Below are 23,658 nucleotides of genomic sequence, written 5' to 3'. Positions count from 1 at the left end.
GCGAAAAGAGGTCATTTTTGCCGCACCGGGAATTCAGAGCGAACCCCAGGAGCGGGCGCGTTCCAGCAGCCTGTCGCGGATGAGGGTCACCACGGGCCGCGCCGTCCCCGACCGGAGCGCGAGATAGATCGTGTTCAGCGGTGGCACCACCGGCGTGTGCACGATCGACACCGAGCCCGCTTCGAGCGCGGCCGCGGCGATGTAGCGCGGCAGCACGCTCACCCCGGCGCCCGCGACGACGACGGCGAGGATCGCGCGCAGGTCGGGGACGACCATCGCGACGCGGTTCGGTGGCCGCCGCCCGAATTCGCTGCGCCAGTAGCGGCGGATGATCGGCAGATCGTCGGCGTACGCGATCAGCGGCAGATGCGCCAGCGCGGGTACCGGGTCGGTCTCGAGCAGCGCGGGATCGACGCTCCGCGCGAGGGCCGGAGCCGCGACGAGCACGAATTCCTCGTCGATCAGCGGAATCGCGGTGATACCGCGCTGCCGTGGGCGGACCGAGGAGACGACGAGGTCCAGACGTGCGGCTTCGAGCGCGGACAGGAGTTCGTCGGCGAGTCCGAGGGTGACGGTGACGCGCAGCCCGCGTTCGGTCAGCGGGGCGAGCGCGGGCAGGAACCGCGTGGCCATGCCGTCGCTCGCGCCGCCCAACGCCACCGTTTCGCGGTACTGGACGTCGTCGTCGCCGGCCGTCAGCGCGCTCCGTAGTTCGTCGATGCGGGTGCCGATCCTGGCGGCGAGTTCGGCCGCGCGGGCGGTCGGCGCCGCGCCCTGGCGCGACCGGACGAACAACCGCTCGCCGAGCTCCTCCTCGAGTTTGAGCAGCTGCCCGGTGACGGCGGGCTGGGTCAGGCCGAGTTCCTCGGCGGCCGCGGAGAGCGAGCCCTGACGGTAGATGGCCAGGAAGGTCGCCAGCCGATCCAAGTTGGGCATGCAAGTCACCTTCCATAAGAAATCTTATGGATCGTAGCTGCCTCCGCGGAGTACGCGCGGCGAAGACCTCGTTGAAGCCGGCAGTGGGGCACACCGCCCCGGAGAAACGAAAGGAACAGTCATGGCGCGGATCCTCATGATCGTCTCGGCCGCCGACCACGTGCGGCTCACCGACGGCACCGACCACCCGACCGGGTTCTGGGCCGAAGAGGTCGCCGAATCGCATCGGGTGCTCGCCGAGGCGGGGCACCAGGTCGAGATCGCGACGCCGTCCGGGCTCCGGCCGACCGTCGATCCCATCAGCCTCGACGAACGCGGCGGCGTCGACCCGGCCGAGGGCGCGAAGTTCGCGGAATACCTCAAGGGACTCGATCTTTCGGCGCCGCTCAAGCTTTCCGACGTCTCGGTCGACTCCTACGACGCCTTCTACCTGCCAGGCGGGCACGGTCCGATGACCGACCTGGTGGGCGACAGTGATCTCGGTACCCTCCTGAACGACGCCGATGCGCGCGGCAAGACCATCGCCGCCCTCTGCCACGGACTCGCCGCCTTGCTCAGCGCGCGCGGCGAAGACGGCTCGTTCACCTTCGCCGGCCGCTCGATGACGTCGTTCAGTGACGAAGAGGAACGCCAGGGCGGGCTTGGCGACAAGAGCCCCTTCTTCGTCGAGACCCGGCTTCGGGAGCAGGGCGCGATCGTCACTCCGGCTGCCGCCTGGTCGAGCGAGGTCGTCGTCGACGGAAACCTCGTCACCGGCCAGAACCCGCAGTCCAGCGTCGCGACCGCGGACCGTGTGGTCGAGCTTCTCAAGGCGGCCTGAGCAGCGGGGTTTGCGCCGCGGCCGGATCCGGGCATACGATCAGGGCAGTCGTACAGGACTAACGCCCTAGGAGATGAACCGGTGGCAGGATCCCCGGCCGCGGCGCGCGGTCAGCTCGTCCGGCGGCGGTTGCTCGAAGCGGCCGTCGCCCTCGTGCCCGAGCTCGGCTGGTCCGCGGTGAGCACCCGGATCCTGGCCGAACGCGCGGGTGTCACGCCGAGCGTCGTGCACTATCACTTCCCTTCGCTGCAGGCCTTGTTGATCGAGGCCGTGCTGGGGGCGATGCGCGAGGTCGCCCTCGCTTTCGAGCCGGCACTGGAGACCCTCGAAACGCCCGCGGACGCGGTGGACGCGCTGCTGGCGTCGGTCGGCGGGTACTCCGGCACCGACCCGATGTCGTTGCTGTTCGCCGAGTCCTACCTCGCCGCGACCCGCGACGACACGCTGCGCCAAGGCATCCGCGAGCTGCTCGCCGACCTGCGCACCCGGCTCGGCGGCTGGCTGGCGCAGCGTGGGGTGGCCGACGCCGAGGACACGGCCGCGGTTCTTTTCGCGGCGGTGGACGGGCTTCTGCTCCATCGGGCGCTCGGGCCGGGATCGGGCGAAGTCTCTCCGGCCGTCCTGCGCCGGCTGGTCGACTGAACCGAAAGGGAGGAACCCCATGAAGGTGGCGATCTGCGGGGCCGGAATCACCGGGCTGGCGCTGGCGAACCGGCTCGCGGCACTCGACGTCGAGGTCGTTGTGCTGGAACGGGCCGAGGGGCCGCGGGAACAGGGCTACATGATCGACTTCTTCGGCCCCGGCTTCGACGCCGTCGAGGAGATGGGCCTGCTTCCTCAGGTCGAAGACGTGGCGTACCAGGTGGACGAGGCGAGCCTGCTGGACGAGCGCGGCCACCGCCGCGCCTCCATCGACTACGTCCAGTTCGCCAAATCGGTGGGCGGCAGGCTCTGCAGCATCATGCGGCCGGATCTGGAACGCGTCCTGCGCGCCGCGCTTCCGTCCACAGTGGACGTCCGGTTCGGTGCCGGTGTCACGGACGTCGAGGATCTCGGCGACCGGGTCCGGGTCACGTCGGCGGACGGCGAGACGCTCGAAGCCGATCTGCTGGTCGGGGCCGACGGGATCCATTCGACCGTGCGCCGGCTGGTCTTCGGCGAGGAGAGCCGGTACTTGCGTCATCTCGGGTTTCATACGGCGGCCTTCGTTTTCGAGGACGAGGAGATCCGTGCGCGGGTGGGGGAGCGGTTCTGCCTGACCGACACGATCGGGATGCAGATGGGTTTCTACGGTCTCCGTGACGGCAAGCTCGCGGCGTTCGCCGTGCACCGCACCACCGATCCGGCCCTGCCGGACGACGCGCGAGCGGCCCTGCGCGCGACTTACGGTTCGCTGGGCTGGGCGGTGCCGCAAGCACTCGCTCTGTGTCCGCCCTCCGGGGAGGTGTACTACGACCAGGTCGCGCAGATCGAGATGCCGTCATGGAGCCGCGGCCGGGTCGTGCTCGTCGGCGATTCCTGTTATGCCGTCTCCCTTCTCGCCGGACAGGGCGCTTCACTGGGGATCGCGGGCGCGTTCGTACTGGCCGAACAGCTCACCCGGTCACCCTCGATCGAGACCGCGCTCGCGGCGTACGAAGAACTGGTCCGCCCGGTGGTGACCGAAAAGCAACAGGTCGCCCGCCGCGGCGCGCGATGGTTCCTGCCCGCCAACCGCTTCCTGCTCCAGGCGCGCCGGTTCTTCCTTCACGTGGCACACCTTCCCGGGCTCGAACGGCCGCTCGCGGCCGCTGTCACGGGCAAGTCGACCGCGCTGGTGACGAATCTGAAGCGGGGGGCCGAAATCCGGAGCCGGTGACGTCGGGGCGCGCCTCGATGCCGCTGCGGTTCTGGGAGGTTGCGGCTCCGGATGGTGGTGGTTCAGGTGCCCGGTCCCGGCGGGAGCCCTACGTTGGTTGCCAAACTGGGAGTCGGCTTTCTGGTCACCATAATTCGTCGAGGGTTGCGAGTTGTCGCCGGAAGGTTCTGGCGTCCCTGGGCGGAAGGGCGTTTGCGACGAGGTCGAGGGTTCGTCGCAGTTCGGCCGGGTCGGGGCAGCATTGCGGCACACCGCAGCCACCGCGAGGGTCCCAGAGTCGATGCATGGGTTCATGGACGAACAGTCGCCAAGCTTGAAGTGCTTCGGCGGAGGCGCCGGGCCAAAGCCGGGTGCGTTCAAGGCGGGCGATGCCGGCTCGCCCTCGGGGTGAGAGGCCCTGAAGCGTGAAAATCCGCTCGTCAGTGCGGCAGCGGCGATGAGTATCGGCCCGGACACGGGCCGGCGATCTACGCGGCATTGCCCTTTCGGATGGTCGACATAGCGTTGATTGTGCCATGCGCGGACTAGTGGGTTTGGTCGCGGAGCATGGCGTGGAGGACATCGCAGCGTCGTCGGGTGAGGCAGATGTGGCGGCGTTGTGCGTCTTGCCTTCCGCGCATTTGCGCTGGAGGTACGCGCGGCTGCTGGGGTTGGAGGGAGCCGCGAAGGTGGAGAGGAAGAACGCGCGTTGAGCCGGCGGTTGCCGGTTCGCGTGGGGTGTTCGCCTTTGTTCGAGGTGATGACAAGGGCGATACCGGCGTAGGCGGCGAGGCGACCGGAGGACTTGAAGCCAGAGGCGTCGCCGATTTCGTGGAAGATCCGTGCGGTGGTACTGACGCCGATGCCGGGCATCGAGGTCAGGACCTGGTCGAGGGCGCGCATCAAGGATCTCCTCAATCTCGGCGGCGACGGTTTTCCGTTGTTGCGGAATGGTTTTCGGGCTGTCGGAAAGTCTGGGCAGGATCGGGCCGTGAGAGGTGAGTTCGTCGAACATCGCCCGCAGCTCCGGTTTTCGGCCAGTCCGAACCGACGGCGTCCAGGTTTCGATGCTGGATGGCGGTGATTACGGAGGGAACGTTTTCGGCGGTCGCGGCGCGTAGCGGTTCTGGACGCCATCGGTCCCGGCGGGTGCCTGATGGCGGCGGCTACGAGAGGTTGCTTCCGGTGTCGTCGGACCGGGCGAGATGCGGTCCGACGTAGAAGCCGCGCAGGCCGATGTCAAGGCCCGGCGTTGCCGGGTCGACTCGGTTTCGGAGGTTTCACGGGGTCGGCCTATGTTCTGAGGTGCATGGTGTTGCGTCTTGGTGTGCTGGTGGGTCGAGGTAGCTAGGCGGGGTGAATTCGGGGAGTCCGTCTTGGGCGATTTGGACTTTCCATTCGCTGTGGTGGATCAGGCGGTGGTGTTTGGTGCAGAGTAGGACGAGGTTGTCGATTTTGGTTTCGCCGTGGTGTCGCCAGAAGACGATGTGGTGGGCGGTGCAGCGGGGTACGGGCATGTCGCAGCCGGGGAACGCGCAGCCGCCGTCGCGGATCGTCAGCGCGTATTTCTGCGCCAATGACACGGTGCGTTTCGACCGCCCGATGTCCAGCGGTTCTCCGGCGGTGCCGAGAACACCGGGCCGGACACGGGCGTCGCAGGCGAGGATGCGCGCGTCGGTGGCGCTGATCGGGCCGACCAGATCCAAATGCGCCTCGCCGAGATCGTTGATCAAGTCCTCGTACGACATGGTGACCAAAATGTGGGTCGCCTCGCCCGCTTGGCCCGGAAGGTTGCGGCTGGTGGTCTTCAACCGGACGTAGTCGGTGAAGGCGTCTCCGTAGCGCTCGTCCTGGGTGCGGGAGTCCCGCACCCCGTCGACGGCCTTATGCGGCTTGGCCATCGGGTCCAGATCGGACTTCAACCGCGCATAGGTTTCCAGGTCGAGAGTGCCCTTCAAACCGAGGGTGCCGTCGCGGTGTTTGACGAACCGCAGCTCCGGCCGGGTGTCCTTCGGGTCCTCGTTACGGGGCTCTTTGCCGTCGGGGTCGAGTTCGTCCAGCAGGCGGCGTCCGGCGCGGGCGATCTGCCGTGGCCCCGCCCGGCGCGCCAGCTCCACCAGGATCGCCTCCCCGGCCCGCACGTCCTCCTCGGGCACGGTGGAGGGGATGCGGGCGAGGGTGCGGATGATCGCGTCGATCTGGCTACCGCCGATCGCCCCCTCCGCGGCAGCCTGGGCGGTCAACGGTGCCAGGGGCGGTTCAGGCTCACCGCCGATGGCGGGGCCGGGGTGCAGGGCCAGGACGCGGTCGGCGCGGGCGCTGGCTTCCTTGTCCGTCACCAGGAAGTCCTCGAAAATCAACGCGGCCAACGTCGAATGACCGCTACACCCACGCACCCCACGGGAATTGATTTCCGCCAGGATCTCGTTCTGCTCCGCATCCGCTTGGCGCTTCAGGATTTCCAGTTCTTGTTTGCGGGCGTGCAGCGTCGCGGTGTCGACGCGCCACCACTCGGTGGACGTCCCCTGGGGTGCATCGTTGCTGGCCACGACCTCAAAGCTACTCCGAATCGAACACCTGCGCTAGCCCGAACGGCCCAGCGAAGAGAATTGCCGAAAAATGGCAACCGCGAAGGGAATCTTAAAGCAGCGAAGCGCCTTTAAGGGCGCGAAGGGGGTTAAAGAACGCGAAGCAAGCCCCAGTGAGACTACGTGTCAGAGCTGAAGTGCAGAATCGAGCGACCAACTGAACATGAGCCACCACCACGCCGAATTGCCACCAAAGAACGCGAAGCAAGCGGGCCGAATCCCCGATCACCACGTCGGACGCGCCGAGACGCCACCGTCCACGGTCAGGTTGTGCCCGGTGATCCAAGCCGCGAGCGGCGACGCGAGGAACAGGCAGGCGTTCGCGACGTCGTCAGGGGTGCCGAGTCTGCCGAGGGGTGCTGCCTGTTCCCAGCGGCGGACGCCCTCCGGCCAGCTGTCGCCGAGGCCGGGGCGCTCGATCAGGCCGGGGGAGACGGCGTTGACGCGCAGGCCTCGCGGCCCGTATTCGAGCGCGGCCGCGCGGGCGTGCATGACCAGGGCGGCCTTCGCGCTGCTGTAGTGCGCGTGCCCTGGCGCGGGATGGGCCGCCTCGATCGAGGCGATGTGGATGACGCTGCCGCCGTCCATCACCTCGGCGGCGGCCTGCGTGCACGAGAACGCGCTGGTGAGGTTCGCGTCGAGGACGGCGTGCCAGCTCTGGGCCGACATCTCCGGCAAGGGCTCGATCGGCTGCACGCCGGCGTTGTTGACCAACGTGTCCAGCCGCCCGGTCCAGGCCGCGGCGGCGGCCACGAGACGTCGGCATTCGGCGTCGTCGGTGAGGTCGGCGGAGAACGCCTTGGCGGCGCCGCCCGCCTCCTGGATCCGCTCGACGACGGCGAGCGCGGAGGCTTCATCGCGGTGGTAGTGCACGGCGACGGCGCTGCCCGCTTCGGCGAAGCGCCGGGCGATACCGTGGCCGATGCCACCGCTGGCCCCGGTGACGAGGGCCGTCGTGCCGCTCAGGTCGAGCATCGTGGTCCTTTCCGCAGCGCGAGAACGGCCGCGACGACGAGGAAGACCAGACCCGCGACGACATAGCAGTTCCCCAGCCACTGCTGGGCTGTCGTCCACGTCTGGCCAGGCCGGTCGAAGGCCGGGAAATACCGGAACGGCGCCGCGACGAAGATCGTGGCGCCTGCTCCGGTGACGGCGAGCCAAAGCATCGCCCGGCGTCTGAGTGCCACGTAGGCGGCAGTAGTGAACAGCGCCGGGGCGATCCACACCCAATGGTGTGACCACGACGTCGGCGAGACGAGCAGCGCGAAGGTCGCGTTGAGCAGCAGCGCCGGCACGACGGCCGAGCGATACATGGTCACTGCCACCAGAACCAGCAGAACGCCGGTGATGCCGATCCAGAGCGGCTTCGCGGCGCCCTCGACGCCGAACCGGGCCAGTACGGCCTGCAGGGTCTGGTTGGTGTGGAACGAGGTGCCGCTGATTCCGGACGCCCCGGCGAAGCCGCCGAACCAATACCGCGCGGAAGCCTCCGGGGCGACCGCGAACGCGACGGCGGAGGCCGCCACGAACGTGCCCATGGCGGTCAGTGCGCCGCGGAAATCCTTGCGTACCAGGAAGAACAGCACGAACGCCATGGGTGTCAGCTTGATCGCGGCCGCGAGACCGACGCCGATGCCCCGGTAGCGGCCCCTGGCCAGCAGGCAGTCCGCCGCGACGAGACCCATCAGCACCAGATTGATCTGACCGAAGCCGAGCGTCTGGCGGACCGGTTCGAGGAAGAGCGCCGGCGTGATCGCCAGCGATGCGACGAGCAGCGCCTTCCGCCGGTCCCCGGACGGCCACAGTGTGCGGGCGATGCCGTAGAAGGTGATCCCCAGCGCGGCCAGGCTGAGTGCGAACAACAACAGCACCGCGCCGTTCCACGGCACCAGCGCCAGCGGGGTGAGCACCAGCGCGGCGAACGGTGGATAGATGAACAGCAGGGGGATTCCCGCGTCGGAAAGCGGCAACGCGCCATACAGGTCGCCGCCGTTCCACAGGGTGTCGACGCCGAAGCGGTAGATCTCGAGGTCGCTGTGGGAAGCGCCCGTCGTCGCCCAGGCCACGGCGCACGCCAGCACCAGTGCGGCGAACGCGCCGACCGGCCACCAGGTCCGACCGCGCGACTTGGTGGGGAGCATCGCGTGGTGACCCTTCGGACGTGCGTCGATGATCCCGACTGTACCCCGATGGCGACAAGCGACTTCCGTCGGCAGTCAGTGCGCCCGGTATTGGTCTAGACTTTTTATTCCCAGTGTGGTGAAAGGGACCGGTCCATGCGCGGAACGACGGTGTTGCCGAGGACGCCTTGCCTCGAACCGAAGGCGGGGGAATTGCCACTGCATCGGCTGGAGGTCCGCGCGCCGGACGCCCTGCCGTTCACGGTCGGCACATTCGACACGATCGGGCCGATGTCGCGGGCGGCGTTCCCGCATCGGCACACGTTCTACGAAATCGTCCACGTCACCGGCGGTACCGGCGACCACGTCATCGATTTCACCCGCTGGGAATTGGCGCCGCCGCAACTCGCGGTCATAACGCCGGGGCAGGTGCATCATTGGGATGCCCGCGAGCTCAGCGGATTCGTCGTGTTGTTCACTGACGATTTCCTGCTCGAACATCCGTCGGATCGCGAAACCCTGCGAAGGCTCAGCCAGCAGCCGTGGCGGCTCGACGAGCGCGCGGCCGAGGAAACGGCCCGGATGGTCGCCGAACTGGACGAGGAATTCCGGTGTGGCGGCCAGGGCACCGATTCGGTGCTGCGGGCGCTGATGCACGTGCTGATCGTGCGGGCGGGACGCCTTCCGGGATTGGCGGATCCGCGCCCGCCTGCCAGGGCACAGGCGGTGGGCACGGAATTCGCCCGGCTGCTCGGCAGGCCCGATCTGGGGCTCTGGTCGGTCGGCGCGCTCGCGGAACGGATCGGGGTCACGCCGGGATATCTCACCGACGCGGTGAAAACGGCGACCGGCCGGACGGCGGCACAACTGATGCGTGAGGCGAGGACGAGAGAGGCGAAACGATTCCTGCGCGGCACGGATCTGACCGTGCGTCAGGTCGCCAGCCGGGTCGGATTCGCGGATCCCGCCTATTTCTGCCGCTTCTTCCGGCGGGAAACGGGGTTGAGCCCCGGCGATTACCGCCGGACCGGTGACGCGCCCCCGGAGATTCACCACGACTGACCACCCCAGTCCATCGTCCGTGGCTGATCTTCTCCATACCGTCGAGGGGGATTCCCGAAGCCCCCACGAGGAGCAGGTATGGACGAAGAAAGCAAACTCAGCCGGAAGACCGTGCTGAAGGCCGCGATCGCCGCGGGTGTGGCGGCTCCGGTCGCGTTGATCGGCGGCCCCGCCCTCGCGCGCACCACCGTCGCGAACGGCCAGGCCCCCGAGCTGACCCCCGCCTGTGACGACGGTGACGACCCGACCCCGCCGCAGACCGAAGGCCCTTACTTCAAGCCGAATTCGCCGCAGCGGACGTCGCTCGTCACGCCGAACACGCAGGGCACCAGGCTCACCGTGTCCGGCTACGTCTTCGGTCTCGGGTGTCTTCCGATCGCGCGGGCGCTGCTGGACTTCTGGCAGGCGGACGTCAACGGCGCCTACGACAACGTGGGGTACACCTTCCGCGGTCACCAGTTCACCAACGACCAGGGCGCGTTCTCGCTGAGCACGATCGTGCCGGGCCTGTACCCCGGCCGTACGCGGCACATCCACGTCAAGGTCCAGGCGCCCGGCAGGCCGGTGCTGACCACGCAGCTCTACTTCCCCAACGAGCCGCGCAACAACACCGACTCGATCTTCGACCCACGGCTGCTGATGACCGTCCGCGACCAGCCTCCCGGCAAGCAGGCCGCGTTCGACTTCGTGCTGAACGTGCCGCAGACGCCGACGTCGACCTCGCGGCCGACCAGTACGACGCCGACGACGTCGACTTCGACCTCCAACCCGCCCGGCGGGACGACCTGGGCGGCGGGAACCGGCTATTCCGCGGGCGCCCGGGTCACCTACAGCGGTCGCGGTTACGTGTGCTTGCAGGCGCACACGGCCCAGCCCGGCTGGGAGCCGCCGTCCACACCCGCGTTGTGGCGCGCGGAGTGACGGACAGCCGCTGCGGAGGGAGATAAACGCGGGTGGACTCCCGCCGCCGGGTCCCACACCCCGGCGGCGGGGTCCATCCGCTTCCTCGAAGGGTGGGGTTTTCCTCACCCCAAGTAGGAGCTTTGCTTCAATGCGCCGCCCCCGGCCCCCGGACGATGATCGTCTTCGACATCGGAGCGAAGGGGTGGAAGTCATGACACAGCGCCGGAAACGGTGGGGGAGACGGGGAGTGGCCGCCGTGGTGGTGGCAGGAGCGCTGCTCGCTCCTATGGCGGGCCCGGCTTTCGCGGACGAAGGCCCGGCCCCGGTGCGTTCGCTGGACCGCGCGGCGCATCCACTGCGCTCGACCGAACCAGGCCGGAACACCGCCGACCTGCGGGCGCTGGGCGGGATGATCGGCGGCACGAAGGTGGTCGGCCTCGGCGAGGCGACCCACGGTTCGCACGAGTTCTTCACCATGAAGGAGCGGGTGTTCCGCTATCTCGTCGAGGAAAGGGGCTTCCGGGCCTTCGCGCTGGAGCTGAGCTGGTCCGCGGGCCTGGAGATCGACGAGTACGTCCAGAGCGGCGAGGGTGACGTCCGGGAGCTCGCGAAGCGGACGCTGGCCGGTTCCCCGTGGGACCGTGAGGAGTTCGTGAGCCTCATCCGGTGGATGCGCGAGTACAACCGCGCGCACCCCGGCCGCACCGTGCACTTCGTCGGTGACGATCTCGGCGCGCCATCGGTGAACGACGCGTTCTTCGCCAGGATCACCGACTACGTGCGGCAGCATCATCCGGCGGACCTCCCCCGGCTGAACCGGCTCTACACCGGTCTGCGCCCGATCGACGACGCGTTCGCCTACCTGCGCAAGCCGCTCGACGAGCGACTGCGGCTCGCCACGCAGGCGGAGCAGGCTTACGAGCTGATCAAGGGCTTGCCCGGTGCGGGCGCCCGGGAGTGGGCCGAGCAGCACGCCAGGTTCGTCGCGCAGACGGTCCGGTTCCTCGCCGTCGACCTCTCGGATCCGAAGGGCCTGCCCGCCGCGCAGATCCTGCGCGACCGGGCGATGGCGGAGAACGTCGTCTGGTGGCAGCGGCGGACCGGGCACAGGATCCTGCTCTCCGCGCACAACGGCCACGTCTCCTACGAGAGCGACAGCCCCGCGATGTACCCGAAGACCCAGGGCGCCTTCCTGCGCGAAACGCTGGGCCGGGACTACCTGCCGATCGGGTTCACCTTCGACCGGGGTTCCTTCCTGTCCAAGGACAAGGCCCTGGAGGGCGACTGGAAGCGCTTCTCCGTTCCCGCCGCGCCGTCCGGCTCGAACGAACACACCCTCGATCGGGTCCGGTTCGAGGACTTCTACCTGGACGTGCGCACCGCGCCGCCGTCCGCGCGCGCCTGGCTGGACACCGCCCGGCCCACCCGCACCATCGGCACGCAGTTCCCCGTCGATCTCGCGGCCGTCTCGCTCCGGCGGTCCTACGACGTCGTCATCCACCTGCACGACGTCCGCCAGGCCGATCTGAGAAGGTAGTGACGTCGAGCCCGTTTAGGGGGTTTTAACCCGGTTTACCTGGCGTGCCGCGACGGATCTCGGTAGTAGTCGAAGTGTTCCGGTACCCCCTTGTTCCAGTACCCAGCGGAGGAAATCCCTGATGTTCAAACGGATGCTCAGCGCCTTCGGGGTCGGCGGTCCGTCCGTCGACACCGTGCTCGACTCACCGCACGCCGTTCCCGGCGAGGTGATCACCGGCCAGGTCCGCATCCAGGGCGGTTCGAGCGACGCCCAGATCGAGGAGATCCTGCTTTCGCTGGTCACCCGGGTCGAGGTCGAACACGGCGATCACGAGCGCGCCGGAACCGCGGAGTTCCTGCGGGTCAGCGCGGGCAGCAAGGTGAAGGTGGCGGCGGGGCAGCTGACCACGGTGCCGTTCCGGATCGCCTTGCCGTGGGAGACGCCGATCAGCGCGGTCGGCGGGCGTGAACTGCCGGGCATGGTCGTCGGCGTGCGGACCGAACTCGTCATCGCCGGCGCGCCGGACAAGGGAGACCTCGACCCGGTGCTGGTGGGGCCGCTGGAATCGCAGGACCGGGTGCTGGAGGCGTTCGGCGAGCTGGGCTTCTCGTTCCGCAGCGCCGACGTCGAAGCCGGGCGGCTGCACGGCGTCCGGCAGGAGCTCGGGTTCTTCCAGGAGATCGAGTTCTTCCCGCCGTCGCGTTACGCGGGCCGCGTCAGCCAGGTGGAGCTGACCTTCGTCGCGAGCCCGGACGACCTCGTGGTGGTACTGGAGGCCGATCGGCGCGGTGGCATGTTCCGCTCCGGCGGCGATTCCTTCGGCCGTTTCCACGTTTCCCACGAGGAGGCCCTGCGCACCGACTGGGCGGCGGCCATCGACGGCTGGCTGGCCAAGGTCGCCGAGTCCGGTGGCGGGCACGCCATGTTCGGCGGGCACCAGGAGCACTACGGCCATGAATACGACCACCACGGGCATCACGGGCACCACGGCAGGCGTGGGCCGGGGATGGGCGGCGTGGTCGCCGGTGCCGCGGCGGGCGTGGTCGGCGGCATGATCCTCGGCGAGGTCATGGAGGACGCCTTCGACGGTGGCGACGAAGGCTTCGAGGAGTGATCCGGCTCCTGGGCACACCGGCGCCGGTGTGCCCAGGGGTCACTTCGCGGTCAAGGGCGCCAAGGCGGCGTCGACCGCGTCGGTGAGCCGGCGCGGATCCGTCTCCGCCCTGGCCACCACGTGCAGGCCCTGCATGACGACGAGCAGCAGCCGTGCCTGTGCCGCGCAGTCGAGGTCCGCGCGGACCTCTCCGGAACGTTGTGCGGCTTCGAGTCCCTGCGCGATACCGGTTTCCAGCGCTTCGAATCCACTGTGGACGATCTTGCCGGCGGCTTCGTCGGCAGGAAGCAGTTCGGCGGCGGTGTTGCCCAGCAGGCATCCGCGTCCCGGGGTTTCCCGTGCCGCCTCCAGGACGCTGAGCAGAAGCTCGCGCAGATGCGTGAGAACCGGTCCTTCGGCGAGCACGTCCGCCTGGTTCGCGGCGCCGCCCGCGTAGCGTTCCAGCGCGCGCAGGAAGAGTGCGTGCTTGTCGCCGTACGCGGCGTACAGACTTCCCGGCAGAATGCCGAGCTCCTCCTTCAGGTCGCGCATCGACGTGGCCGCGTAGCCCCGCCGCCAGAAGACGTCGAGCGCGCCCCCGATCACCTGGTCCTCGTCGAAGGATCGCGGCCTTCCCGTGCGTGGCATGGGCGCCATCGTACGACTTCTTGACAGTGCGTTCAAGAAGTGTAGCTTGGCTTCGCATGGGACGTCTCTTCCTGCACATCAACGTTTCGCTCGACGGCTACATCGCCGACGCCGCGGGAGACATCGACTGGCGGTTCGCCGACGACGAGTTCCAGGGGTATATCGACGAACTGCTGGAATCGATCGACGGCATGGTCTTCGGCCGCAAGGCCTACGAAGAACTCGCCGGCTATTGGCCGACCGCCGGGGACGAAGTCTCGGCCACGCAGCGGCGCCGGATGCACGAGCTGCCGAAGTACGTCCTTTCGCGCACCCTCCGTGACACGAACTGGCACAACTCTCACGTGATCGAGGACGCCTCGGCACTCTCCGGTATCGAAGGCGACATCGCGCTCTTCGCCGGGGGCGGGGCCGCGACGTCCGCTGCCAGGCTCGGACTGCTCGACGAAGTGCGGCTCGTGGTGAACCCGGCGCTCCTCGGGGGCGGGACGCGGCTTTTCGACGGTGAGTACGCGAAGACGGCGCTCACGCTCGTCGATGATCGAAGGTTCGCTTCGGGCGCGCTTTTGCTCACCTACGCCGTTGATCGTGTGGCGGGGTAACCTCCCGTCGTGCCGGATCACGTCGATCACATTCTGCGCCAGTGGGCCGAAGCCCGTCCCGACCTGGACGTCTCCCCGATGGGGGTCATCGGGCGGCTGACCAGGCTGACCCGGGTCATGGAGGGCGAGCTGCGCAAGACGTTCGCCCGCCACGACCTCGACCGGTCGTCGTTCGACGTCCTGGCGACCCTGCGCCGGTCCGGCACGCTGACCCCCGCCGACCTGATGCGCTCGGCGATGGTCACCTCCGGTGCGATCACCCAGCGGCTCGACCGGCTCGAAGAGCGCGGTCTGGTGGTCCGCGCACCCGACGAGACGAACGGCCGCCGGGTGCTGGTCGACCTCACGGAGCAAGGGCGCGAACTCATCGACCGTGCCCTGCCCGATCACGTCGACACCGAGCATCGGCTCCTGAGCGCGGTCAGCCCCGAGGAGCGGGACGAACTGGCCGTTTTGCTGCGAAACCTGTTGCGGTCACTGGGGGATGTCGCTCTCGACGACTGAGGTGCCAACTCGTTTGACTTAGCGCTAAGCATCGAATAGCTTAGCGCTAAGAGGTTCGCGGGGTCGTCCCGCGTGCCGTCGATCCTTCTGGTGCGAAGCACCCCAGGGGCGGAATCGCCGTGCCCGCAGGGGTTTCTTTGTCATGCTCGTCATCGAGAGAGAAGAAATGGCCACCCGAACCGAAAACGCGCATTCGACCCTGAAGGGCTGGGCAGGGGTCGCCGCCATCACCGCCAGCCTGTTCGTCTTCCTCACCACCGAACTGATGCCCGTCGGCCTGCTCACCCCGGTGAGTTCCAGCCTGGACATCTCGGTGGGCGCCGCCGGCCTGATGGTCACGCTGTACGGCGTCTCGGCAGGCCTCGGCGTGCCGTTCGTGGTCGCGTGGACGCGACGGATCAACCGGCGCGTCCTGCTTTCCACGTTGCTCGCGATCCTGACCGCCGGCAACCTGATCACCGCCCTCGCGCCGGGTTATCCCCTGGTACTGGCGACCCGGCTCGTCATGGGCTTCGCCAACGGCGCGTTCTGGGCCATCGGCGTGGGGATGGCGATGCGGATCGTCCCCGAGCGCCACGCGAACCGGGCGGCGGCCGTCGTGATGTCCGGTATCTCCATCGCCACCGTGCTGGGGATGCCGCTGGGTACCGTCCTGGAACGCCTCGTCGGCTGGCAGTCCACGTTCCTGATCTGGAGCGGGCTCAGCGTCCTGGTCTTCCTCGCCGTACTCGTCCTGGTGCCGTCCCTGCCGTCGGCGAACGCGGTCCCCGTCCGTGAGGTCTTCGGCCTGCCGCGGGTGAACGCGCGCCTGCGGTCGGTCCTGATCACCGTCGTCCTGTTCGTGCTCGGGCACTTCGGCGTCTACACCTTCATCCGTCCCTTCCTGGAAGGCACTTCGTCGGCGTCGCCCGCGTTCGTCACGGTGTGCCTGATCGTCTTCGGTGCCGGGGGAGCGGTGGGGAACTTCGTCGCGGGCCATTTCGTGGCGAAGAACGTGCTCGTCAGTTTCGCGGTCGGAGCGGCAGGACTCGTGACGTCGCTGTTGCTGCTGCTCGCGGTCGGCCACGGCCAGGTGGGTGCGCTGGCCGCGCTCGTGCTCTGGGGACTGTCCTACGGCGTGGTGCAGCTGAGCCAGCTCACCATGACGCAGCGGTCCGCGCCGGACACGTTCGAGGCCGCCATGTCGCTCAACACCTTGGCGTACAACACTTCCATCGCTCTGGGCGCGTTGTTCGCGGGGCTGCTCGCCGACCACGCCGGGATCACCAGCGTGGTGTGGTTCGGCGTGGTGCTGACCGCGGCGTCGCTGCTGTTCACGGTCGGCACCCGCCGGACCTGATCAGAACCAGTGCAGGCAGTGCGGCGCACGTTCGGTACGGAACAGCGCGTCGGCGAGCGCGGCCGCGTCCGGGCGATGGGCCCGGACGCGGCCCGCCCGCACGAGCAGGCTCGGGGCGGTGCCGCCGAGATAGATCGAGCCAAGGTCGCTCACGTCCAGGGACAGGTCGGGGTCGGCGCCGGTCGGGACGCAGTCCGCCTCACCATCCCGGACGGTGAGCAGGTACCGGCCGCGTTCGCCGAGTGCCGGGTCGTCGACGTCGAGGACGAGCTCGCCGTCGGTGGGCCAGCCGCGTGCGGTGAGCGCGCGGGGTACGTCCAGCAGCCGCACCCAGAGCCAGTCCGTGTCGCCGCCGACTTCGCCGGCGCGGAAGTCTTCGAGCTGCCACCGCAGCGGATGGTCTGGCGGGCAGTGCTTGAACACGACCTCGGTGACCAGGTCGTGTCCGAGCGCGAACCGGGCGAGCGCCGTGGACACCGCGTCGTCGACGGCGATGGTCTCGTCGACCGTCAGCGTGCTGGGCTCGGTGAGCGAGTACGAGGCGTACCCGTCCGGCACGCCGTCGGCGTCGCGGTGCAAAGCGATGTAGCGCGATGCCCGGGAGATCGGCGGCTGCCCGGCGCCCAAGGACCACCAGCGGTGCGGCCGCGACAGCGCGCCGGGCCGGGCGCGGCGATACCGGTCGTAGATCTCCTCCAGGAGTTCGCCGCACTCGGCCCGGCGCAGCACCTCGATCGAGCCACCGGCCGTCCCGACGGCGAGGGCGGCCCGATGGCGCGGCACCGTCAGACGCCGGGTGTAGGTCGCCGGGCCGTAGCCGAACCGCCGGTAGATCAGCGCTTCCGATGCCAGCAGGACCGAAAGGAACTCGCCCCGTTCCCGGAATTCGGCGAGCTGATGCCGCATCATCGCGCTGAGCACCCCGCGCCGCCGATGCGAGGGCAGGACGCCGACGGCGGTCACCCCGGCGGCCGGGACGACGACGTCACCCGGCAGCGTGAGCTCGAAGGTGTACGCGGCGGCCGTGCCGACGGGCCGCCCGTCGTCGGTCACCGCGAGCAGGCCACGGTCCAGTTCGAGCGCGGACCAGGTCTCGCCCGCGGTGTCCGGGAACCGGGCGAACGCTGCGAACATGGTGTCGACGAAGACGTCGCGGTCCTCGGCGGTCGTGGAACGGATCTTCATCGCCCCAGTGCATTGCCGTTCCCCCGTGGCGTCAAGCGATTTGCAGGTCGAGGAACCCGGCGTACCGGCCACCGAGCCGGACCAGCGCGTCGTGATCCCCTTCCTCCACGATCCGGCCACCGTCCAGGAACACCACGTGGTCGGCCCGTTCGACGGTCCGCAGCCGATGCGCCACCATCACCACGGTCCGGCCCGCCATGAGCCGCTCGATGCCTTCGTGGACGGCCGTCTCGTTGACCGGATCCAGCGCCGACGTCACCTCGTCGAGCACCACGATCGGCGCGTTCTTCAGCAGCGCACGCGCGATCGAGACCCGCTGGCGTTCACCGCCGGACAGCAGCGCCCCGCCCTCGCCGACGTTCGCGGACCAGCCGCCGGGCAGCCGTTCGATCACCTCGTCCAGCCGGGCCGCCGTCGCGGCGGCGCGCACCTCGGCGTCGTCGGCGTCCGGACGGCCGAGCCGGATGTTCTCCTCGATGGTGCCGTCGAAGAGGTGGACGTCCTGGAAGACGATCGCGATCCGCGACATCAGGTCCTCGGTGCCCATCGCGCGGACGTCGACGCCGCCGACGCGGATCGCTCCCGAATCCACGTCGTGGAACCGCGCGAGCAGTTGCAGCACCGTGCTCTTCCCGGCACCCGAAGGGCCGACGACGGCGAGCTTCTGTCCTTCGTGGACGGTCAGCGAGAGCCCGTCGAGCACCGTCCGGCCGCCGCGCGTGAAGACGACGGACTCGAACTCGAGATCGTGCCGCTCCGGCCGGACGGGGTCGGGCGGTTCGGGCAACGGTTCGGTCCGCAGCAACGCGTCGAGCCTCGTCAGCACCGAACGCGCGCCGCGGAGCTTGCCGCCGATGTCGGTCAGCGAGAGCAACGGATCCGCGCAGCGGGCGGCCAGCACGAGGATCGTCAGCACCTCGGGCGCGCCGATAGCGCCGCCGAGCGCGAGGAACGCGCCCAGCACCAGCAGGCCGGTGAACATCGCCTGCACCGTGAACGTCAGCCCCACGACACCGGGCAGCGCCGAAAGCGTGGACCGGCGGTTCGCCCGCTGAAGATCCCGCAGCGAGTCGTCGAGCAGCCGGAATCGTTCCGCGGCCCGTCCGCCCGCGCGCAGCACCGGCTGCGCCTGCAGATATTCGATGACCCGCCCGGTGGCTTCGGTCCCGCGTTCCGCGGCCTCTTCGTCGGCGGCGGCCATCGAACGGCCGGTCCAGACCTGGATGGCCGCCACGACCGGGGCCGCGATCAGCGCGGCCAGCCCCAGCCGCCAGTCGAAGACGAGGATCACGAACACGATCGTCAGCGGGGTGACGCACGCGGCGATGAACGGCGCCAGCAGATGCGCGATCACGCCCATCGCCTGCAGCACCCCGGGTCCGGCCAGCGACGACACCTCACCGACCCGTTTCCCGCCGTACCAGCCCATCGGCAGCCGGGAGAGATGGTCGCCGAGCCGGTGGTACATCCCGCGCAGCAACGTCGTCCCGGCGCGGAAGCCGGAGAGATCGGCGCGGTACCGCAGGATCGCGAACACCGAGAAGGCCGCGCCGAACGCGATCAGCCACGGGACGGCGTCGCCCGGAGTGCTTCCGAGCAGCGCCCGCAGCAACGGGACCAGGAAGGCGTAGGACAGGCCTTCGACGATCGCGGTCGCCGTCATCAGTGCCACCGTGCGCCGTACCGGCGGGGCGTGGTCGGGTCCGAGGACGCTCAGCAACATCCGGATCATCGAGGTTCCCCCAGTGGTTCGGCGGAGCGGTGGGAACGCCAGAAGGCGCCGAACTTCCCGTTCCGTGCCAGTAGATCCGCGGGTTTCCCGCGTTCGGTGATGGTGCCGTTCTCCAGCAGGACGACGGTGTCGGCGTCGACGACCGTCTCCAGCCGGTGCGCGATGACCAGGACCGTCCGGTCGGCCCGTGACGTCGCCAGCGCCCGGCGCACGGCCAGTTCGGTCTGCGGGTCGGCGAACGAGGTCGCCTCGTCGAGCACCAGGACGGGTGTGTCGGCGAGCAGCGCACGGGCGAGTGAGATCCGTTGCGCTTCGCCACCCGACAGTCCGGTTTCCTCGTGCAGCACCGTTTCGTAGCCGTGTGGCAGTTCGAGGATCCGGTCGTGGATATGTGCGAGCCGGGCGGCGCGCACGACGTCTTCGCGATCGGCGTGCGGCACGGCGAGCGCGATGTTGTCCGCGACCGAGGCGCGCAGCAGGCGGACGTCTTGGAACACGAAGGAGACGTTGCGGTACAGCTCCCGGCTGCCGATCTCACGCAGATCGGCGCCGCCCAGCAGCACGGAACCCTCTGTCGGGTCGAAGAACCGCGGCAACAGAGTGACCAAAGTGGACTTTCCACCGCCGGACGGCCCGACGAGCGCGGTGACCGTGCCGGGTTCGAGCACCAGATCGATCCCGCGCAGGACTTCGCGATCGGCCTCGTAACCGAACCGGACGCCGCGCAGCTCCACCCGGTGGCCTCGCGGCGAAACGGGATCAGACGGCTCCGGCAGTGACGGCACTCCGAGCACCTCACGGATCCGGCCGGTCGCGCGGCGGGCGGCCTGGAGTTCGTCGAAGCCATGGCCGAGCGCGGCGACGGGTGCGGTCAAACCCAGGCCGAGCACCAGGAACGGCAGGAGATCGACCGGGGCGAGCCCGCCGCCGGTGATCAGGAGCGTGCCGCCGATCAGGACCACCAGCAGGACGAACGGCGGCGACAGCGCCAGCTGCATCCCCGCCGCCGGCCCGGCCATACCGTGCACCCACCGGGTGAAGGTGGCGACGAAGGCGTCCGCCGCGGTGCGGAACCTGCGATGGGCGCGGCCGGTGCCGCCGAACGCCTTGACCACGGCGATGCCCTGGACGAATTCGACCACCGAGTCCGAGATCCCCGCCATTCCCCGGTCGAACTCCTCCTGCTCGCGCAGCCGGGAAGGCGTCATCATCAGCGGGACCATGGCCACCGCCAGCACCACCGGGATCAGCGTGATCAGGGTGAGCCGCCAGTCGACGGTGAGCAGGTAGACCAGCGACACCAGCGGGACGACGAAGGCCGACACGAGCTCGCCGGGGGTGTGTGCGATGAACGGGTGCACGGCCCCGACGTCCTCGCCGACGACCTTGGCCAGTTCACCGGTGCGGCGGCTGGAGAACCAGCCGATCGGCACCCGCCCGAGTCGTTCGGCGAGCAGACGGCGGAACGTGAGCTGGACCCGGCCGTCGAGCAGATGCCCGATCCCCGACGACGCGGCCGTGAGCACCAGCCGGACGAACATCCCGGCCGCGCCCAGGATCACCGCGGTCCAGACCCGGCTTTCGTCGACGGGGCCGGACGTCAGCAGCGCCCTGCCGAGCTCGACGACCGCGAGCAGCGGCGCCAACCCCGAGATGGCGCCGATGACCTGAAGGACGACCACCGCGGCGAAACTCCCAGTGAACGGGCGCAGCAACCGGGTCGCCGTGGGTGCCGTCATGATCCGGCCAGGGCGCGGCGCAGGACGCCGCCGAGTTCGTCGATCTGACGGCGGGACACCTCGGCGGAGAGGATGGCCTGCGACCCGTGGAAGGTGCCCGCCCACTGGTGCAGCTCGACCGAGACCCCCGCCTGCAGCAGACGGAGCGCGTACTCGATGTTCTCGTCGCGATTGGGGCAGAACTCGGCGGAGGCCACGTACGCGGGCGGCAGCCCGGAGAGATCCGTGGCCCGTGAAGGGGCGGCATACGGCGAAGGGGCGGGCTTTCCGGCCAGGTAGTGCCCCCACGCGGCGGTGATCTTGGCGCGGTTCATCCACGGCGTGTCGGTGAAGTTCCGCGCGGACCACGACTCCTGCCGGTCGTCGAGCCCCGGCTGGTTGAGCAGCTGGAAGCAGATCCGCGGGCCGCCTTCGTCGCGGGCGCGCAGTGCCGTCGCCGCCGCGAGCCCGCCGCCCGCGCTGTGCCCGCCGATCGCGATCCGGCCGGGGTCGACGCCGAGTTCGGCCGCGTGGTCCGCCGTCCAGTTCAGCACGGCGTAGACGTCGTCGAACGCGGCCGGGAACGGGTTTTCCGGTGCCAGCCGGTACTCGACCGAGATCACCGTCGCGCCCGAGGCTTCGGCGAGCCGCGCCGCCCAAGGATGTTCGGTCTCCAGGTCGCCCATCACCCAGCCGCCGCCGTGCAGCCAGATGACGGCGCCCTCCGCCGCACGCGGCCGGTAGATCCGGATCGGGACGCCGGGGTCACCGGGCACCGTCCGGTCTTCGACGTCCATGTCCGAGGTGTCGGGCTGCGGCACGGACGTGGCCAGCTTCGCGAAGCTCACGCGGTCCGCGACCGGGTCGTCGAGTTTCGCCTTCGGGAACAGGGCGATGAAGGCTTCGAGTTCGGGATCCATGACCACGATCCTTCCGTCTGGAGGGCCGGAAGGCGGCCGCCATCCGTCGCGTGTGATCGCCCCTTCGCGCGACGATCGCCGCGTACGCTCGCGGGCATGGAGGCACTGGCCGCGCGGTTGTCGCATCTGGATCCCGACGTCGAGGGCGCGATCAGGGTCGTGATGTTCTACGACACCCTGATGCGGCGGCGGGTCGACCTGCCCGCGCTCGCCCGCGCCACCGCGGGGCTGGCGGAATGCGTGGCGGGTATCCGGCTGCACAGCACGGGACGCACCCTCCGCATGGCGCCCGACGGCCGCGAAGCCGCTCCGGCTTCCACACCGCCGTCCATCTCGTTGGCGATCACCCTCGACGACGAGGAGATCGGCACGGTGTGGCTCGAACGTGAGGGAGCACCCGTCGCCCTCGACGAAGCGGTGCTGGACCGGCTCGCGATCGCCGTGGCGACGGTCGTCGAACGGTACGGGCCCGCCCGCACCACCATGGCCGATCCGGCGCTGGTGGAGCTCGTGATCAGCTCCGCGAGTGACGACGCCGCCAGGAACCGGGCGTTGCGGCTGCTGGGTTTCCCCGCCGACGCGCCGATCCGGGTGGTCGCCGTCCGGTCGGGGCTCCCGCTCGAGAAGGTCGGGAGCCTGATCTGCCCCGGCCGCCCGGTCAAGGCCGCGTCCCTCTCCGACGTCGGCATCATCCTCGCCACCGCGGTGGACGCGGAGCGCTTCCCGGAGGACGTACGGGCGGGGATCGGGGAGGCCGAGTGCCCGCATCGGTCCTGGCAGGACGCCAGGACGGCGTTGCGGTTCACGACCGCGCGCCGTCCGGTGATCCACCACGGCGAACTCGGAGCGCTGGCGCTGCTCGCGCGGATCCCGGAGGAGGACTCGCGGGCCAACGTCGACGTCGTCGCGATCTCGGAGCTGGCGGCGGATCCCGAGGACCTGCGGACACTGGACGCCTACTGCGCCACGGGTTCGGTGCGCCAGGCCGCGGATTCCCTTCACCTGCACCACAGCAGCGTCGCGCGCAGGCTGACCCAGATCGGCAGGTGCCTGGGCATCGACCTCACCGATCCGCTCGGGCTGACCCGCGCGAGGCTCGCCCTCACCGCGTGGCGGCTGCTCGGCGACTGACTACCTAATGATCTTCGCCGGGTACTCAAAGATCACCGCCGCCCGTCATGGAAATAAATAGGTAGCCGGCGCGAACTTTCGTCGGTTTCCGGGTTCCCTTGGCACGACACAGAATCAGCGCGTTCGTCCCCACTGAAGCGGCCGGGAACCCCGCCGCAGAAATGAGTCGGAACATGCGACTGCGCTCTCTCGTCCTGCTCGCCGGCACCGCCTTCATGGCGTTGCTCGGCTCGACCGCCCCCGCCGCGACCGCCGCCGAGCCCTCGGGCGTCCAGCCGATGATCATCGGCGGTCAGTACGCGCAGAACGCTCCCTGGGCGGCCCGGCTGTTCGTGAACGGCCAGCAGAACTGCAGCGCGACGATCATCGCGCCGCAGTACATCCTCACCGCGAAGCACTGTGTCGCCAGCAGCGGCAGCTACACGTTCCGGATCGGCAGCCTCGACCAGCAGAGCGGCGGCACCATGGCCACCGCGGCGAGCATCACCCGCCACTCGGGTGCGGACCTCGCCGTCGTCCGGCTGACCAGCTCGGTCAACGCCACCTACGCGCCGCTCGGCACCACGAGCAACGTCGCGGTCGGCCAGAACGTCCAGGTCTACGGCTGGGGCGCGACCAGCCAGTGCGGCTCGGAGATCAACTGCCAGTCCCGGTACCTGAAGGTCGCGACCGTCCGGGTCAACTCGGTCAACTGCAGCGACTACAACGGCGGCGTCGCGGTGTGCGCGAACCGCGTCGACGGCATCACCGCGGGCGGTGACTCGGGCGGCCCGATGTTCTCCGGCGGCCGCCAGGTCGGCGTCGCCTCGACCAGCGACCGGTCGAACAACACGGCCTACACCAACATCACCCGGTACCGCAGCTGGATCCAGCAGATCGCCGGCGTCTGACCCGCTCGTCAGTGGTAAGGACGGTTAGAACCCGTCCTCACCACTCGCGAGACCCAGGGCGCTCGGTACCGCCGGGTGCTGGGGCTTGGCAGGGGGTTGCGAAAGCCACTT

General features: G+C 69.4%; 20 protein-coding genes and 2 pseudogenes. 12 read left to right on the top strand and 10 right to left on the bottom strand.

The window, feature by feature from the left end; translation table 11 throughout:
* Positions 1-33: 33 nt before the first annotated feature.
* A complete protein-coding gene (locus NQK81_RS15820) occupies positions 34-936 on the bottom strand; it encodes a LysR family transcriptional regulator (protein ID WP_257488817.1) in 903 nt (300 codons plus the stop codon).
* 121 nt (positions 937-1,057) lie between these two features.
* Between NQK81_RS15820 and NQK81_RS15815 the strand changes: the two genes are divergently transcribed.
* From NQK81_RS15815 to NQK81_RS15805, 3 genes are all read left to right on the top strand, one after another.
* Entirely contained in the window at positions 1,058-1,756 is a 699-nt protein-coding gene (locus NQK81_RS15815) for a type 1 glutamine amidotransferase domain-containing protein (RefSeq protein ID WP_257488816.1), read from the top strand.
* Between the two features lie 81 nt (positions 1,757-1,837).
* Entirely contained in the window at positions 1,838-2,398 is a 561-nt protein-coding gene (locus tag NQK81_RS15810) for a TetR/AcrR family transcriptional regulator (RefSeq protein ID WP_257488815.1), read from the top strand.
* A 19-nt stretch (positions 2,399-2,417) separates the two neighbouring features.
* Entirely contained in the window at positions 2,418-3,614 is a 1,197-nt protein-coding gene (locus NQK81_RS15805) for an FAD-dependent monooxygenase (RefSeq protein WP_257488814.1), read from the top strand.
* 524 nt (positions 3,615-4,138) lie between these two features.
* Here the strand turns inward: NQK81_RS15805 and NQK81_RS15800 are convergent.
* The 4 genes and pseudogenes from NQK81_RS15800 to NQK81_RS15785 all read right to left on the bottom strand — a co-directional run.
* Positions 4,139-4,578: pseudogene (locus NQK81_RS15800) on the bottom strand (transposase); the annotation flags it as partial.
* 308 nt (positions 4,579-4,886) lie between these two features.
* Positions 4,887-6,142: pseudogene (locus tag NQK81_RS15795) on the bottom strand (HNH endonuclease signature motif containing protein).
* 264 nt (positions 6,143-6,406) lie between these two features.
* The gene (locus NQK81_RS15790; protein ID WP_257488813.1) at positions 6,407-7,156 is read right to left on the bottom strand and encodes an SDR family NAD(P)-dependent oxidoreductase; all 750 of its coding nucleotides are present in this window, start codon (positions 7,154-7,156) and stop codon (positions 6,407-6,409) included.
* A complete protein-coding gene (locus tag NQK81_RS15785; RefSeq protein ID WP_257488812.1) occupies positions 7,144-8,322 on the bottom strand; it encodes a glycosyltransferase 87 family protein in 1,179 nt (392 codons plus the stop codon). The genes NQK81_RS15790 and NQK81_RS15785 overlap by 13 nt, the downstream gene beginning before the upstream one ends.
* Before the next feature lie 135 nt (positions 8,323-8,457).
* Here NQK81_RS15785 and NQK81_RS15780 point away from each other — a divergent pair, with 135 nt between their 5' ends.
* The 4 genes from NQK81_RS15780 (at position 8,458) to NQK81_RS15765 (ending at position 12,899) form a co-directional block, all read left to right on the top strand.
* Positions 8,458-9,363 (top strand): helix-turn-helix transcriptional regulator, encoded by a 906-nt coding sequence (locus tag NQK81_RS15780; RefSeq protein WP_126733924.1) that lies wholly within the window; start codon positions 8,458-8,460, stop codon positions 9,361-9,363.
* Positions 9,364-9,441: 78 nt separating this feature from the next.
* Entirely contained in the window at positions 9,442-10,284 is an 843-nt protein-coding gene (locus tag NQK81_RS15775; RefSeq protein ID WP_126733923.1) for a dioxygenase family protein, read from the top strand.
* Positions 10,285-10,513: 229 nt separating this feature from the next.
* Positions 10,514-11,803 carry an erythromycin esterase family protein gene (locus NQK81_RS15770; protein WP_257488811.1) on the top strand — a complete coding sequence of 430 codons (1,290 nt, stop codon included), beginning with the start codon at positions 10,514-10,516 and terminating at the stop codon, positions 11,801-11,803.
* Between the two features lie 121 nt (positions 11,804-11,924).
* Entirely contained in the window at positions 11,925-12,899 is a 975-nt protein-coding gene (locus tag NQK81_RS15765; protein ID WP_257488810.1) for a sporulation protein, read from the top strand.
* Positions 12,900-12,938: 39 nt separating this feature from the next.
* Here NQK81_RS15765 and NQK81_RS15760 read toward each other — a convergent pair whose 3' ends face one another.
* Complete coding sequence (locus NQK81_RS15760; protein WP_257488809.1) at positions 12,939-13,526, bottom strand: TetR/AcrR family transcriptional regulator; 588 nt, start codon at positions 13,524-13,526, stop codon at positions 12,939-12,941.
* 56 nt (positions 13,527-13,582) lie between these two features.
* On the opposite strand from NQK81_RS15760, the gene NQK81_RS15755 reads away from it, so the two are divergent.
* The 3 genes from NQK81_RS15755 to NQK81_RS15745 all read left to right on the top strand — a co-directional run bounded on the left by NQK81_RS15755 (position 13,583) and on the right by NQK81_RS15745 (position 15,971).
* On the top strand, positions 13,583-14,128 hold the full coding sequence (locus NQK81_RS15755; RefSeq protein WP_257488808.1) for a dihydrofolate reductase family protein: 546 nt from the start codon (positions 13,583-13,585) through the stop codon (positions 14,126-14,128).
* A gap of 9 nt (positions 14,129-14,137) precedes the next feature.
* On the top strand, positions 14,138-14,632 hold the full coding sequence (locus NQK81_RS15750; protein WP_257488807.1) for a MarR family winged helix-turn-helix transcriptional regulator: 495 nt from the start codon (positions 14,138-14,140) through the stop codon (positions 14,630-14,632).
* Between the two features lie 166 nt (positions 14,633-14,798).
* Positions 14,799-15,971 (top strand): MFS transporter, encoded by a 1,173-nt coding sequence (locus tag NQK81_RS15745; protein ID WP_257488806.1) that lies wholly within the window; start codon positions 14,799-14,801, stop codon positions 15,969-15,971.
* Here NQK81_RS15745 and NQK81_RS15740 read toward each other — a convergent pair whose 3' ends face one another.
* The 4 genes from NQK81_RS15740 to NQK81_RS15725 are packed head-to-tail and all read right to left on the bottom strand — an operon-like array spanning position 15,972 to position 21,526.
* Positions 15,972-17,156 (bottom strand): GNAT family N-acetyltransferase, encoded by a 1,185-nt coding sequence (locus tag NQK81_RS15740; protein ID WP_257488805.1) that lies wholly within the window; start codon positions 17,154-17,156, stop codon positions 15,972-15,974.
* Between the two features lie 31 nt (positions 17,157-17,187).
* Positions 17,188-18,888, bottom strand: coding sequence for an ABC transporter ATP-binding protein (locus tag NQK81_RS15735; RefSeq protein ID WP_257488804.1), 1,701 nt, complete (start codon positions 18,886-18,888; stop codon positions 17,188-17,190).
* Positions 18,885-20,627 (bottom strand): ABC transporter ATP-binding protein, encoded by a 1,743-nt coding sequence (locus NQK81_RS15730; RefSeq protein WP_257488803.1) that lies wholly within the window; start codon positions 20,625-20,627, stop codon positions 18,885-18,887. The genes NQK81_RS15735 and NQK81_RS15730 overlap by 4 nt, the downstream gene beginning before the upstream one ends.
* On the bottom strand, positions 20,624-21,526 hold the full coding sequence (locus NQK81_RS15725) for an alpha/beta hydrolase (protein WP_257488802.1): 903 nt from the start codon (positions 21,524-21,526) through the stop codon (positions 20,624-20,626). Before NQK81_RS15725 ends, NQK81_RS15730 begins: the two co-directional genes overlap by 4 nt.
* 96 nt (positions 21,527-21,622) lie before the next feature.
* On the opposite strand from NQK81_RS15725, the gene NQK81_RS15720 reads away from it, so the two are divergent.
* Positions 21,623-22,657 carry a PucR family transcriptional regulator gene (locus NQK81_RS15720; protein ID WP_257488801.1) on the top strand — a complete coding sequence of 345 codons (1,035 nt, stop codon included), beginning with the start codon at positions 21,623-21,625 and terminating at the stop codon, positions 22,655-22,657.
* 173 nt (positions 22,658-22,830) lie between these two features.
* On the top strand, positions 22,831-23,547 hold the full coding sequence (locus NQK81_RS15715; RefSeq protein WP_126733912.1) for a S1 family peptidase: 717 nt from the start codon (positions 22,831-22,833) through the stop codon (positions 23,545-23,547).
* Positions 23,548-23,658 lie beyond the last annotated feature (111 nt).

The organism is Amycolatopsis roodepoortensis (assembly GCF_024628825.1).
Lineage (GTDB): Bacteria > Actinomycetota > Actinomycetes > Mycobacteriales > Pseudonocardiaceae > Amycolatopsis > Amycolatopsis roodepoortensis.
This window is presented reverse-complemented; position numbering and strand designations above follow the sequence as displayed.